12 protein-coding genes are annotated in these 13,683 nt (G+C 74.5%); 7 read left to right on the top strand and 5 right to left on the bottom strand.

The annotated features are described in order from the left end of the window. Nucleotides 1-20 precede the first annotated feature (20 nt). Nucleotides 21-989: a GlxA family transcriptional regulator gene (locus LQ327_RS32820; RefSeq protein ID WP_230740852.1), complete on the top strand. Its 969-nt coding sequence runs from the start codon at nucleotides 21-23 to the stop codon at nucleotides 987-989. A gap of 10 nt (nucleotides 990-999) precedes the next feature. Here the strand turns inward: LQ327_RS32820 and LQ327_RS32815 are convergent, their stop codons facing one another. The 4 genes from LQ327_RS32815 to LQ327_RS32800 form a co-directional block, all read right to left on the bottom strand. Next, nucleotides 1,000-1,608 (bottom strand): histidine phosphatase family protein, encoded by a 609-nt coding sequence (locus tag LQ327_RS32815; protein WP_230740850.1) that lies wholly within the window; start codon nucleotides 1,606-1,608, stop codon nucleotides 1,000-1,002. Continuing rightward, nucleotides 1,605-3,092: an FGGY-family carbohydrate kinase gene (locus LQ327_RS32810; protein ID WP_230740848.1), complete on the bottom strand. Its 1,488-nt coding sequence runs from the start codon at nucleotides 3,090-3,092 to the stop codon at nucleotides 1,605-1,607. The genes LQ327_RS32815 and LQ327_RS32810 overlap by 4 nt, the downstream gene beginning before the upstream one ends. Beyond that, nucleotides 3,089-4,426, bottom strand: a complete 1,338-nt coding sequence (locus tag LQ327_RS32805; protein ID WP_230740845.1) for an MFS transporter — start codon at nucleotides 4,424-4,426, stop codon at nucleotides 3,089-3,091. Before LQ327_RS32805 ends, LQ327_RS32810 begins: the two co-directional genes overlap by 4 nt. A 74-nt stretch (nucleotides 4,427-4,500) precedes the next feature. Then, nucleotides 4,501-5,298: a DeoR/GlpR family DNA-binding transcription regulator gene (locus LQ327_RS32800; RefSeq protein ID WP_230740843.1), complete on the bottom strand. Its 798-nt coding sequence runs from the start codon at nucleotides 5,296-5,298 to the stop codon at nucleotides 4,501-4,503. A 131-nt stretch (nucleotides 5,299-5,429) separates the two neighbouring features. On the opposite strand from LQ327_RS32800, the gene LQ327_RS32795 reads away from it, so the two are divergent. From LQ327_RS32795 to LQ327_RS32775, 5 genes are read left to right on the top strand one after another with little or no spacing between them, the layout of a single operon-like run. Next, complete coding sequence (locus LQ327_RS32795) at nucleotides 5,430-6,134, top strand: HAD family hydrolase (RefSeq protein WP_372460799.1); 705 nt, start codon at nucleotides 5,430-5,432, stop codon at nucleotides 6,132-6,134. Next, nucleotides 6,131-7,912, top strand: a complete 1,782-nt coding sequence (locus tag LQ327_RS32790; RefSeq protein ID WP_230740839.1) for a dihydroxyacetone kinase family protein — start codon at nucleotides 6,131-6,133, stop codon at nucleotides 7,910-7,912. The genes LQ327_RS32795 and LQ327_RS32790 overlap by 4 nt, the downstream gene beginning before the upstream one ends. 8 nt (nucleotides 7,913-7,920) lie before the next feature. Beyond that, complete coding sequence (locus LQ327_RS32785) at nucleotides 7,921-8,406, top strand: ribose-5-phosphate isomerase (RefSeq protein WP_308286419.1); 486 nt, start codon at nucleotides 7,921-7,923, stop codon at nucleotides 8,404-8,406. A gap of 23 nt (nucleotides 8,407-8,429) precedes the next feature. Beyond that, the gene (locus LQ327_RS32780) at nucleotides 8,430-9,500 is read left to right on the top strand and encodes a 2-hydroxyacid dehydrogenase (RefSeq protein ID WP_230740835.1); all 1,071 of its coding nucleotides are present in this window, start codon (nucleotides 8,430-8,432) and stop codon (nucleotides 9,498-9,500) included. After that, the gene (locus LQ327_RS32775; RefSeq protein ID WP_230740833.1) at nucleotides 9,497-11,026 is read left to right on the top strand and encodes an FGGY-family carbohydrate kinase; all 1,530 of its coding nucleotides are present in this window, start codon (nucleotides 9,497-9,499) and stop codon (nucleotides 11,024-11,026) included. Before LQ327_RS32780 ends, LQ327_RS32775 begins: the two co-directional genes overlap by 4 nt. Before the next feature lie 7 nt (nucleotides 11,027-11,033). Here LQ327_RS32775 and LQ327_RS32770 read toward each other — a convergent pair whose 3' ends face one another. After that, nucleotides 11,034-12,887 carry a S9 family peptidase gene (locus tag LQ327_RS32770; RefSeq protein WP_230740831.1) on the bottom strand — a complete coding sequence of 618 codons (1,854 nt, stop codon included), beginning with the start codon at nucleotides 12,885-12,887 and terminating at the stop codon, nucleotides 11,034-11,036. A 57-nt stretch (nucleotides 12,888-12,944) separates the two neighbouring features. Here LQ327_RS32770 and LQ327_RS32765 point away from each other — a divergent pair, with 57 nt between their 5' ends. Then, nucleotides 12,945-13,682: a helix-turn-helix domain-containing protein gene (locus LQ327_RS32765; RefSeq protein WP_230740829.1), complete on the top strand. Its 738-nt coding sequence runs from the start codon at nucleotides 12,945-12,947 to the stop codon at nucleotides 13,680-13,682. Nucleotide 13,683: the final 1 nt, after the last annotated feature.

The following is a 13,683-nucleotide window of genomic DNA, read 5'->3' as shown; positions in this document are numbered from 1 at the left end:
CCGGCTGCAAGCTCGATCCGGTGCTCCACCGTGTCGTCGCGCTGGTCCTGCCCGGTGTCTTCACCTTCGACCTGAGCTGCCTCGTGCAGATCTTCGGTCACGCCCCGACCCTCGACGAGTCCGGCGAGGGCTTTTACGCGTTCTCGGTCTGCGGGCCCGGCGGGGACCGCATCCCGACTGCGGACGGGTTCGACATCGGGGTCACCGAAGGGCTCGAGGCCCTGAAGGCGGCCGACACCGTCGCCGTCCCGGGCTACCACCGCGCGTGGGACACCCGGGCCGACGAGGAGTCGCTGACGGCGCTGCGGGAAGCCGCCGAACGCGGCGCCCGAATGCTCTCGATCTGCGTCGGCGCCTTCGCTCTCGCCCACGCGGGGGTGCTCGACGGACGCCGCGCGACGACCCACTGGGCGGCCACCGGGGCGCTCGCCGAGCAGTTCCCGGAGGTCACGGTGGTCTCCGACGCGCTCTACGTCGACGACGGCGACGTGCTGACCTCGGCCGGGCTGGCCGCCGGCATCGACCTCGGCATCCACGTTCTCCGCGCCGACCACGGGGCCCAGGCCGCGGCCGAGCAGGCGCGTTGGAACGTGGTCGCGCCGCACCGCGACGGCGCCCAGGCCCAGTTCATCGAGACGGCGCTGCCCGACACCTCGACCACGAGCATCGCGTCCACGTGCGCCTGGGCGCTGGGCCACCTCGACCGGCCGTTGGACCTGGCCGACCTCGCCGGGCACGCCGCGCTCTCGGAGCGCAGCCTGCTGCGGCGCTTCCACGACGAGGTGGGCGCCAGCCCCAAGCAGTGGCTGATGCGGGCCCGACTCGACCGGGCCCGGCGGCTGCTCGAGACCACCGACCTGACGATGGGCGAGGTCGCCCGGGAGGCGGGCTTCCCGTCGACGGCGGCGCTCCGGCAGCGGTTCGCCACCACGCTGGGGACCACGCCGAGCAGCTACCGGAGCGCGTTCCGGGCCGCCGCGGACGCCTGAGCGGCCGGCCTCAGCCGCACGGCGCGTTGAGGCAGCGCAGCGCGGCCGGCCCGCTCTCCGCCGGCACCACCACGGTCAGCGTCGCCGGGTCGAGCCGCGGGAAGACCGTCCGGTAGCGGTCGAGCGGGAGCCCGAGGAGGTCGCAGAGCAGGAGGCGCAGCAGGGTCTGGTGCGCCACGACGAGCACCCGGCCGTCGGGGCGGGTCCGGCAGGCCTCGTCGAGCACCGGTCGGGCGCGCCCGACCGCCGCCTCCCCCGTCTCGCCACCAGGCAACGGGCTCGACGCGGGGGCCGCCCGGAACGCCGCCAGCCCCTCGGGGAACCGGGCGGCCATCTCGGCGCGGGTGAGTCCCTCGCCCGCGCCGAAGTCGACCTCGACGAGCCGCCGGTCGACCACCGCCTCGAGACCGGCGGCCGCCGCGGCGGGCCCCGAGGTGTCCCGGGCGCGGCGCAGCGGCGAGGTCAGGACGGCGTCGAGCTCCGCCTTGCCGGCCCATCGGGCCAGCTCCTCGGCCTGCGCGACGCCGCGCGGGGTCAGCGCGATGTCGCTGCTCCCGGCGTAGCGGTTCTCGGCGTGCCACTCGGTCTCGCCGTGGCGCACCAGCACGAGCTCGGTCACGTCCACCCCCGTTCGGCGAGTACCGACCGGAAGCGAAGGTAGCGCTGCTCGAGCCCCTCGTCCGGGGCGGGTTCGTAGGTCTCCGCCCGGTGCACCATGGCGTCGCGGGCGGCGACGAGGTCGGGCTCGCCGCCGGCTCCGTCGACGGCCGCCCGCGCGAGCAGCGCCATCCCGACGGCGGGTTCGGCGGCCCGCGGGCGGGCCAGCGTCACGCCGAGCACGGCGGCGCGCCGCCGGTTCCACCAGCGGTTCATCGTGGCGCCGCCGCTGATCACGCGGGTGCCGGAGACGTCGGCGCCGAGCTCGGCGAGGTGGGAGAACGCGAGCCGCTCCACGAACGCCACCCCCTCCGCGAGCCCCGCGAACGCGGCCGTCTCCCCGACCGAGGCGACGAGCGTGTCCAGGCCCCGGGGACGGTCCCCGTCGAGCCAGAAGCCGGTTGCGTCCGGAGCGTCGAACGGGAAGCGCTCGCCGCGCCCCCGTAGTGGCAGGACGACCGGGACGTCGTCGGGCGGGTCGGCCTCGAGCCGGGCGGTCACGGCGTCGAAGCGGGCCGGGTCGACGACGTCGGACAGGACCGCCGCGCCGACGTTGGAGGCGCCGCCCGGGAGCCACCACCCGGCCTGCGGGCTGCGGTGGCAGTAGACCGTGCCGCCCGGGTCGCGCAGCAGCTCGGCGGTCACGCCCTTGACGACGAGGGTGGTGCCGAGCACGGCGTTCCACTCGCCCGGCGCGACCGCCCCCGCGCCGAGCTGCGCGGCGCACCCGTCGGTCATCCCGGCCCGGACCGGGGTGCCGGTGGGGAGCCCGGTCCGCGCGGCGGCCACGGGCCCGACCCTGCCGAGCGGCGCTCCGGGGGCGACGACGTCGGGCAGGCGGGTCCGGTCGAGGTCCAGGGCGTCGAGGACGTCGGTGGGCCACCGGCCGCGGCGCTGGTCGTAGCCGGTCTTCAGGGCGGTCGAGGAGTCGGTGGCGGTCGGGCCGCCGACCAGATGGGTGGTGACGACGTCGGTCTGGTGGCGGATCTCCGCGCCGGGGTGCTCGACGGCCAGCGCGAGCGCGGTCGGCAGGGCCCAGGTCTCGCCGACCCGGTAGCCCAGCTCCGCCCAGAGCTGCGCGCCCGCCGCGCGCACCGGGTCGACACAGGCCCGACCCCGGGCGTCGTCGTACATGACGCCCGGGGTCAGCGGGGTGCCGTCGGGCTTGGTGAGCACGACGGTGCCGGAGGTCCCGTCGACGGCGAGGCCCGCCACCGGGCCGCTGCCGTCGCGGTCCAGGCCGGCGACGACCTCGGCGAGGACGTCGTCGACGCCCGCGCACCACGCCTCGGGGTCCTGCTCGTGGCGGGCGGAGCCGTCCTCGGCCGTCCAGCGCCTGCTCTCCAGCGGGCGCGACGCCGAGGCCCGCACCGCGCCGTCGTCGTCGACGGCCACGGCGCGGACCCCCTGGGTACCGAGGTCGACCCCGATCCAGATCCTGCTCACGCGGCGGCGGCCTCCCGGTGTCGGACCACGCCCGGGTCGATGTCCGAACGGATCACCAGCGAGACCCCGGCGACGATCAGGTACATCAGGCAGTACGCGATCGCGACGCCGCCGCCCCCGAACAGCGGGAACAGCGCGGTGACGGTCAGCGGGCCGAGCAGGGCCGCGCCGCCGGCGCCGGTGTTGAGGATCGCCAGCGCGGCACCCTTGTCCTTGAGCGCGACCATCGAGGGCATCAGCGCCGAGAGCGGCACGAAGCCGGCGAGGACGATCCCGTACACGGCACCCAGGATCGCGGTGAGCAGGAAGCTGTGCGAGGCGATGGCGCCGAAGTACCAGAGCGGCGTCGCGACGGCGCAGCCCACGCACCCGAAGACGGTGACGGTGCGCCGCCAGCCGAAGTAGTCCCCGAAGACGCCGAAGAAGAGGTTCGCGCCGATGTTCGCGGCGTAGGCGACCGTCGAGAGGACGGCGACCTGCGCCGTCGTCAGGAACCCGCCGCCCGGGGTGTCCGGGCCGAACACGAACGGGAACATCGCGAAGAAGCCGTACTGCGGCGCGGTGTTGACGAGGCGGACGAAGAAGCCGGCGATGGTGCGCCGGTCGCGCCAGAGGATGTCGATGCCCTCGGTGAGCCGCGCGAGGCTGCGGGGGTGCGCGACGGTCTCGTCGGCGATCGGGCGCAGGCCGTGCGGCTCGGTGACCGCGAAGCAGCCGATGGCGGCGCCGATCGCGACCAGGACCAGTGAGATGACCAGCGTGGCGTACTCGCTGATGCCGAGCGGACCGACGCAGATGGCGGCGAGCGCGGCACCGAGGGTCGGGAGGCCGCCAGTGAAGGCGAACCAGAACCAGCCGGCCGCCGATCCGCGCATCCGGGGCTCGGCGATCGTCTGGATCCACACCAGGAACGAGAAGGCGAACAGCGGGTAGGCGAGGCCACGGACCGCGTAGACGGTGACGATGAGCGCGGCGTTCTGGGCCGGGATCGCGACGAACAGGAACACCAGTTCCATGACGACCCAGATCGCGGCGCCGAGCCACATCACCCGGCGCGGACCCCAGATCGCGGACAGCGTCCCGGAGAACCACGACGCGATCAGGGCGGCGACGCCGTAGAGCGTGACCGTCGCGAACGAGGCCTGACTGCCGGACAGACCACCGCCGGTGGGATCGGCGAGGAACGCCGACAGGAAGCTGGTCTCGACGCCGTCACCGATCATGAAGATCAGGACACCGACGAAGCCCCAGCGCAGCGCGTACGGGATGCCCCAGCGCTCGATGCCGAGCAGCGGTCGCTCGGCGGCCGTCCCGGCGGGTGATGTCGTGCTCATGTCAGCGCCCCTTACTCCGTTGTGCGGCGCCTCACATGTATCAGTGGATCTGAGAAGTTCACAAGACTTGAGCGTTATTTCGACACGCCGGCCAGCGTGACCCGCGTGTGCTCGCGCATCTCGAGCAGGAGGTCCTCGGGCACCCCGGGGTCGACGACGAGGTCGTCGAACGCCGAGAGCGGCCGCAGCTGGTGCAGCGCCCGCCGGGGCGCCTTGCCGGAGTCCATGAGCAGCACCCGGCGGGCGGCGACGTCGAGCATGGCCCGCTTGACCATGACGATCTCCTGCTCCTGGTGGTAGGTCATCGAGCCCGTCATCGACGAGGTCGACACGAAGGTCGCATCCACCGACATCGCGGCGACGGCCTCGACGCACCCGATGCCGCCGAACGAGTCGTGGGTGCGCGAGTAGTCCCCGCCGAGGGCGATCAGCCGGACCTCCGGCATGTCCTTGAGCAGCGCGATCGCCGGCAGGTAGTTGGTCACGACGGTCAGCGGTCCGACCTCGTGCAGGCGCTCGACCAGCGTCAACGCTGTCGACGAGTCGTCGACCATGATCGACGAGCCGGGCTCGACCATCGCGAGCGCGGCCTCGGCGATCATGGCCTTCTCGCTGCGGCGCACCGCCCGGCGGTACTCCGAGTGCGCCTCGAACACCGAGGTCGGCTGGGCCGAGACGCCCCCGCGGTACTTGCGGACCAGGCCGCGGCGCACCAGTTCGTCGACGTCGCGGTGCACCGTCATGAGGCTGACGCCGGTGAGGTCGACGAGCTCCGCCGCGCTGGCCGACCCGTTGGCCAGGACGTGGTCGACGATGCGCTGCTGCCGGGTGGTCCGGGCGTGCCCCGCCCGGGGCTGGGTCTCGCTGCTCACCCGACCAGCATCGCCGATACCCGCGGTCCCCGGCGCCGGGCCGCGCCCGGGCGGCGTGAGCCGGTTCACGATCGACACTTCCGTGATCACATTTGCGATGTTAACTTCTCAGTCATGCTGGGAGGAGATCGATGATGAGTGTCCACCCACCCCCGGGCCCCACCGCGGTGGTCTTCGACCTCGACGGCGTGCTCATCGAGAGCGAGCACCTCTGGGAGGAGTGCTGGACCCGGTACGCCGCCCACCACGGCGTCGTCTGGACCGCCGACGACACCGCGCACGTGCAGGGCATGAGCGCCCCCGAGTGGTCGGCCTACCTGGCCGAGCGGGCGGGCGGGCACGACGACGCCGCGACCAGTGAACAGGCCGTCGTCGACGACATGGTCCGGGCGCTGTGGGCCGGCCGGATGGAGCCCTACGACGGCGCCGTCGCGATGGTCCGGGAGATCGCGGAGCGGGTGCCGGTCGCGCTGGCCACCTCCGCGCCGCGTCGTCTCGTCGACGCCGTGCTCGACCGGAACGACCTCACCTCGTCGTTCGGGGCGACGGTCTCCTCCGCCGAGGTCGACCGGGGCAAGCCCGGCCCGGACGTCTACCTCGAGGCCGCCCGCCGGCTCGACGCCGATCCGCGGCGGTGCCTCGCGGTCGAGGACTCCAGCAACGGCATCCGGGCCGCGGCGGCCGCGGGCATGACCGTCGTCGCCATCCCGAACCCCACCTACCCGCCCAAGCCCGACGCGATCGCCCTGGCCGGGCACGTCGCCGACGGCGTCGAGGGGGCGCGCGACGAGCTCGTGGCGCTGCTCGACCAGGCCACCGAGGGGGCCGTGCGATGACCACCGTCGACACCCCGCCCACCACGCTCTCCGACCCCACGACGTTCAAGCAGCGCTGGGTCGACGGCCTGTGCGCCGCCTACTCGCGCACCGTCCGCAAGGCGCCCGACGCGTTCGGCGTGCTGTCCAACGCCTCGCCGCGCCCGGGCAAGGTCGCCGTGATCGTCGGCGGCGGCTGCGGGCACTATCCGGCGTTCGCCGGCCTCGTCGGGCCCGGGCTCGCCGACGCCGCCGTCGTCGGGGACGTGTTCACCAGCCCGTCGGCCGAGCAGGCCTACCGGACCGCCAAGGCCGTCGACGGCGGCGCGGGCGTGGTCTTCGCCTACGGCAACTACGCCGGCGACGTCATGCACTTCGGGCTCGCCGGACGGCGCCTGGCCGCCGAGGGCATCGAGGCGCGCCAGATGATCGTCACCGACGACGTCGCGAGCGCCCCCGCCGAGCGGGCCGCCGACCGCCGGGGCGTCGCGGGCGACTTCTTCGTCTTCAAGGTGCTCGGAGCCGCCGCCGAGCGGGGCGACGACCTGGACGCCGTGATGGCGGCCGGCGAGCGCGCCAACGAGGTCACCCGGACGTTCGGCGCCGCGTTCGACGGCTGCACGCTGCCCGGCCAGACCGACCCGCTGTTCACCGTCGCCCCGGGCTCGGTCGAGCTCGGGCTGGGCATCCACGGCGAGCCCGGGATGCGCACCGCCGCCGCGATGGACGCCTACGAGCTGGCCGACGCGCTCGTCGACCAGCTCCTTCCCCAGGTCCCGCGGATCGGCGACGGCCGCGTCGCGGTGCTCCTCAACGGGCTCGGCTCCACGACCTACGAGGACCTGTTCGTGACCTACGGCCGCGTGCACGCCCGGCTGCTGGCGGCCGGGCTGACGCCGTACCGCCCGGAGGTCGGCGAGTTCGTCACCAGCATGGACATGGCCGGGCTCTCGCTGACGCTGATGCCGCTCGACGACGAGCTCGCGGCGCTCTACGACGCGCCGTGCGAGACGCCGGGATTCCGGCTTCCTGCTGGTGGGTGGCTGGCTTCCGGAGAAGTCAGCGATGCGGCATCGCTGACGCTGAACGTCAGCGACTCCACATCCTCGATCCCCGCCCTCGAGGACACCGACCCCGACGACGGCGGGATCGCGGCCGCCGCGCTGACCGCCGCGCTGGCCGCGGTGACCGAGCACGAGGACGAGCTCGGCCGCCTCGACGCCGTCGCCGCCGACGGGGACCACGGCCAGGGCATCGTCCGCGGCATGCGCGCCGCGGTCGCCGCCGCCCGCACGGCCGGGGTCAGCGGCGATACCGCCCGCGACGTAGGCACCGCACTGCTCGCCGCGGGCACCGCCCTCGCCGACGCGGCCGGCGGAGCCTCAGGAGCCCTGTTCGGCCTCCTGCTCACCGAGACCGGCGGGCGCCTCCAGCCCCGGGGCGACACCCCCGTCACCACCGCGGCGCTCGCCGACGCGGTCAGCGCCGCCCAGGCCGCCGTCACCGAGCTCGGCGGCGCCCACCCCGGCGACAAGACCATGGTCGACGCCCTCGACGCGTTCACGACGACGCTGCGGGACCGAAACGACGACGACCTCACCACCGCCTGGCGCCGCGCCGCCGACCAGGCCCGGACCGCGGCCGAACGGACCGCCGACCTCGTCCCCGCCGTCGGCCGCGCCGCCCGCCTCGGGGACCGGGGCCGCGGCAGTGCCGACCCCGGCGCGACGTCGCTCGGCCTCATGCTCGCGGCCGCCGGCGAGGAGATCACCACGCGATGCGGGAAGGACACCCGATGACCGAGAAGCTGCGCATCGCGGTCGCCGCCGACAACGCCGGCGTGGCCCTCAAGGACGCGCTCGCCGCGATGCTCCGCGAGGACCACCGCGTCACCGAGGTCACCGACTTCGGCGTCCCGGACGCGACCGACGACCGCGCCTACCCGCTGCTCGGCCTGGCCGCCGCCCGGGCCGTCGCCGACGGGGAGGCCGACCGCGCGGTCCTCGTCTGCGGCACCGGGATCGGCATGCAGATCTCGGCGAACAAGGTCGAGGGCATCCGGGCCACCGTCGCGCACGACAGCTACTCCGCCGAGCGCTCGATCAAGTCCAACGACTGCCAGGTCCTCTGCCTCGGCGGCCGGGTGATCGGACCGGAGCTCGCCAAGAAGATCGTCGCCGAGTGGCTCGGCTACGAGTTCGACCCGGACTCGGCCAGTGCGACCAAGCTGGGCCACATCACCGCCTTCGAGCACGACCACCAGCTGCCGACGACGGCCGACGCGGCCTGCTGACCGAGGAGAGGAGCCACCCGACGATGCGTGTGCTCGCCGCGGGCGACCATTTCGTCGCCCCTGAACTGTTCGTCGAGGCGCTGCGCGACCAGCCGGACCTCGACACCGTCGAGGCCACCACCCTCACCGCCTCCTGGCCGACCGAACCCTTCGGGCCGGTGGGCTCCGGGGACTCGGTGGTCGAGGAGGCCTCCGGCACCGAGGAGGACCTGATCGCCGCGCTCGACGGCGTCCGGGTGTGCCTGACCCAGATGGCGCCGTTCACCGCGCGCGTGTTCGACGCCCGCCCGGAGCTGGAGATGATCGCGGTGTGCCGCGGCGGCCCGGTGAACGTGGACCTGGCCGCGGCCGACCGGGCCGGGGTCGCCGTCGCGCAGGCGCCGGGCCGCAACGCCGCCGCCGCCGCGGAGTTCGCGATCGGGCTGATGCTCGCGGCCCTGCGCCGCATCCCCGTCGGTGACGCCGAGCTGCGCGCCGGCCGGTGGCGCGGCGACTTCTACGCCTACGACGAGGCCGGGCTCGAGCTCGACGGCGCGACCGTCGGGCTCGTCGGGTACGGCGCGATCGGCCGGATCGTGGCGCGCGTGCTCGGCGCGTTCGGGGCGACGGTGCTGGTCGCGGACCCCTACACCGACACGGCGACCGCGGCGGCCGACGGCGTCGAGCTCGTCGACCTCGACGACCTGCTGGTGCGCTCGTCGGTCGTCTCGTTGCACGCGCGGCTGACCGACGAGACGCGCGGCATCATCGGGGCCCGCGAGCTCGACCTGCTGCCCCACGGCGCGGCCCTGGTCAACTCCGCCCGCGGCGGGCTGCTCGACTACGGCCCGCTCCCCGAGGCGCTGCGGACCGGCCGGCTCGGGGCGCTCGCCCTCGACGTCTACGACGTCGAGCCGCCGCCGCCGGACTGGCCGCTGCACGGGGCGCCGAACGTCGTCGCCACCCCGCACCTGGCCGGGGCCACCCGCCAGACCGCGCACCGCGCCGCGCGGATCGCCGCCGGCGAGGCCGCGCGCTACCTGCGGGGCGAGCGGCTGGCGCACCCGGCCAACGAGACCGCGAGAACCGTCGGGACCGTCGGGGTGACGTCATGATCATCGGAGTGGACGTCGGGACGTCGATGACCAAGGCCGACGCGTACGACGACGACGGCCGCACGCTCGCCTCCGCGGAGCGGGCCAGCACGCTGCACCAGTACGACGACGGGCGCGTCGAGCAGGATCTCGAGGACGTGCTCGCCTCCGCGGCCGATGTGATCCGCCGGGTCGCGGCGCAGGCGGACCGGCCCGTCCGCGCGCTCGCGCTGACCGGCCAGGGCGACGGCCTGTGGCTCCGCGACCGGGACGGCCACGCCACCCGACCGCCGATCTCGTGGCTCGACGACCGCGCCGCCGACGTCGTGCGGGCCTGGCAGGACGACGGCACCGTGCACGAGGTCTACCGCCGCACCGGCACCGGCCTCTTCCCCGGATGCCACGCCCCGCTGCTCAACGTCCTCGCCCGCGACGAGCCGGAGTCCCTCGAGCGCGCCGCCGTCGCCGGGTACTGCGTGGACGCGCTGATCCAGCGGCTGACCGGCGAGATCACCGTCGACGCGTCGGACGCGTCGCTGCCGTTCCTCGACGTCGTGGGCCGCCGCTACGACGAGGACGCGATCGCGGCGTGCGGCGTGTCCGGGTCCCGGCACCTGCTCGCCGAGCCGGCCCCGCCCGGCGCCGTGTTCGCCCTCGACGCCCGCGGCGCCGAGATCACCGGGCTGCCGGTCGGCACCCCGGTCACGGGCGGGCCGTTCGACCTGCCGTCGTGCGCGGCCGGAGCCGGCCTGTCCCGGCCGGGCGACGGCCTGCTGATCATCGGCACCACGCTGGCCTGCGAGGTGTTCACCGATCGCGCGGACGTCACCGCCGACGCCGCCGAGCCGGCCGGGATGTGGTTGTGCACCCCGGACCCGACGACGTGGCTGCGGGCGATGCCGGCGATGGTCGGCACGGCCGGGCTGGACTGGCTCCTCGACTTCCTCGGCGTCGGCATCGACGCGCTCGGCGGGCTGCTCGAGGGCACCCGTCCGGGCGCGGGCGGGGTCTCCGCCCTGCCGTTCCTGTCGGCCTCCGGCGAGCGCGCGCCGTTCGTCGACACCCGGGCGCGTGGGCAGATCGAGGGGGTCACGCTCTCGACCCGCCGGGGCGACGTGGTGCGCGCGGTCTGCGAGGGGATCGCCTACACCGCGAGGCACTGCTTCGAGCGGGCCGCCGCGGCGGCACCCGGGGACGGACGCCTCGTCGCCTGCGGCGGCGGGTCGCGCTCCGGGCCGTGGGCACAGATCTTCGCGGACGTCCTCGGCACTCCGGTGGAGGTCCCCGACGATCCCGGCCTCGGCACCCGCGGCGCCGCGATCGTCGCGCTGCGGGCCCTCGGCGACGCGGTCGAGCCCGCCGACTGGGCGGCACCCTCGCGCACCGTCGAACCCGCCGCCGGGACCGCCGACTGCTACGGCGAGGGCTACCTGCGCTACCGCGCCCACGTCGACACCGCCCGCGGCTTCTGGGCCCGGCAGGGGCAGGGCTTCCGGCGCCCCGAGGAGGCCCGGGGCGCCGGGAGGCCGCTCACCGCCGTCACCTGACGGACCCTCAGCCGAGATGGTCGGCCAGGAACCGCTCCGTCGTGCGGAACATGTCGACGAGGTTCTCCGGCTGGCTGAACAGGTGCCCCTCGTCGGCGTAGACCCGGTAGCCGACCTCGACCCCACGCCCGCGCAGCGACTCGACGATCGTGTCGGACTGGCTCTGCGGGACCCGGACGTCGTTCGCGCCCTGGAACACCAGCAGCGGGGTCACGATGCGGTCGACGTGGGTGATCGGCGAGCGTTCCCGCATGTCGGCGCGGTCCTGCGGGTCCTCCGGGTCGCCGACGTAGGCGTACCAGTTGTCGCCCAGTCCCGGGCGCAGCGCCTCGGGCAGCGCCAGCATGAACGTGGCCAGGTCGGAGATGCCGACGTAGTCGACGGCGGCCGCGAACAGGTGCGGGGTCCTCGTGACCCCGACCAGCGTCGCGTACCCGCCGTAGGAGCCCCCGAAGATCGCCACCCGCGCGGGGTCGGCGTACCCCTGTGCGACGGCCCATTCGACGGCGTCGACCAGGTCGTCCTGCATGGCGCCGGCGAACTCACCGATCGCGGCCTGCATGTGGTCGCGGCCGAAGCCGGTGGAGCCGCGGAAGTTGACCTGCAGCACGGCGTGCCCGCGGTTCGCGAACAGCTGCGCGATCGGGTCGTGGCCCCACGAGTCGCGCGTCCACGGACCGCCGTGCGGGACGAGCACCAGCGATCCCCGGCCGGCGCCGCCGCGCGGCAACGTCAGGTACGACGGCAGGTCGCGCCCGTCCCGGGCCCGGATCGTCACCGGCGTCGTCGGGGCGAGGTCGTCGGGATCGAGGTGCGGGTGGGACCGGAAGAGCAGGCGGGCCTGGCCGGTCAGGTGGTCGTAGAGCCAGGTCGCCCCCCAGTCACGGTCGTGCACGAACGACACCAGCCAGCGCCGTCGTCCGACGTCGGTCGAGATCGCGCCGAGGTCGCCGTCGGACAGCGCCTCGAGCCGCGTCAGCACCTCGGCGAAGTCCGCGTCGACCGGGACGATCACCTGCCGTTCGCGGGAGTGCCGGACGCCGAGCAGCTCACCGGCCCGGTCGCAGATCAGCGGCGACGGCATCGTCGGGAAGACCTGGGCCCGGGTGTCGACGTCGAGCTCGGGGTGGCCCGGGACCTCGGTCTCGACACCGGTGTCGAGGTCGAGCCGGACGAGGCGCAGCCGGTCGGTGTGCCCGTGCCGACCGATCCACAGCGCGGAGCCGTCCGGGGTGAGGCGGGTCGGGAACGGCCCCATCGGGTGGTCGGCGGCGTCGAGGACGGCCACGGTGCGCGCGGCGCCGTCGGGACCCCGGCGGTCGATCGTCCAGTTCCCGTCGTCGTCCTGGCCGATCCCGACGACGCTGCCGTCCGGCCCGACGAGCGTCCCGCCGACGACCCCGTCGCCCCGCATCAGTTCGGTCAGCTCGCCGCTCGCGATGTCGATCTCGCACAGGTCGATCTCGCCCGGTCGCCGGTGGTTGATCGCGACGACGACCTTCCCGGGACGGGTGACCGGCAGGTCGTGGGTGAAGACCCGGGCGCCGGGGAACGGCGTGAGGTCGACGGCCGGAGCGTCCGGGTCCGCGAGGTCGACGCGGTGCACGTGGAAGTGCTCGTCGCCGCCGTCGTCCTGGGTGTAGATCAGGTACCGGTCGTCGGCCCAGCGGTGGTCGATGATGTTCCGGGTCTCGTCCGCGGTCACGCAGCGCGCGTCCTCGACGGCGTCGAGGTCGGCGACCCAGACGTTGAGCCGCTCCTTCCAGGGCGCGAGGAACGCGATCCGCGCGCCGTCCGGGGAGAGGGTCGGGTGGGCGCGCTCGGGCGGGCGGACGAAGTCCTCGACGGGGATGGACGTCATGACGGTTCCTCCTGCTAGTGCGAGTGGTGATCTGTCCGGTTCCGGCAGACTCGGCTCATGGGATGGAGCACGCGGGAACTGGCGGAGCTCGCCGGGACGAGCCTGCGGTCGGTGCGCCACTACCACGACGTCGGGCTGCTGCCGGAGCCCGAGCGCCGCAGCAACGGCTACAAGCAGTACGGCGTCGCGCACCTGGTCCGGCTGCTGCGGATCAAGCGGCTGTCCGATCTGGGCTTCTCCCTGCCGCAGATCGCCGAGCTGGGTGAGGGCGACGAACATCCGGCCGAGGCGCTGCGGGCGCTCGACGACGACCTCGCCGGCCAGATCCGGCGCCTCGAGCAACTGCGGGCGGAGCTGGCGGAGATTCTCGAACGGTCGGTGCCGACCGACCTGCCGCCCGACCTCGCCGTCGCCTCCGAGGTGACGCTCACGGAGACCGACCGGCAGTTCGTGGCCGTGATGGGGCGGACGCTCGGTGAGGACGGGCGGGAGACCTACGCGGCGCTGCTCGGGGACGACGACGCCGACATGGCCCTGAGTATGGAGTTCCACGACCTCGCCGAGGACGCCGACGACGACGTCCGGGACGCCCTCGCCGTCCGCATGGCCGACCAGGTTCTCGTCCTGGCGAGGAAGGATCCGCGGATCGTGCGGTTGGGCGAGGACTCCCCCGGCGGCGTTCCCCGGTACGTCCGGACCATGAACCGGGCCATGGAGGACCTCTACAACCCCGCGCAGCTCGACGTCATCCGGCGGATGCGGCGGGCGTTCCAGGCGAGGTGGACCGGGGGCTGAC

Origin of the sequence: Actinomycetospora endophytica (assembly GCF_021026375.1) — a bacterium.
Taxonomy (GTDB): Bacteria; Actinomycetota; Actinomycetes; order Mycobacteriales; family Pseudonocardiaceae; genus Actinomycetospora; species Actinomycetospora endophytica.
This window is presented reverse-complemented; position numbering and strand designations above follow the sequence as displayed.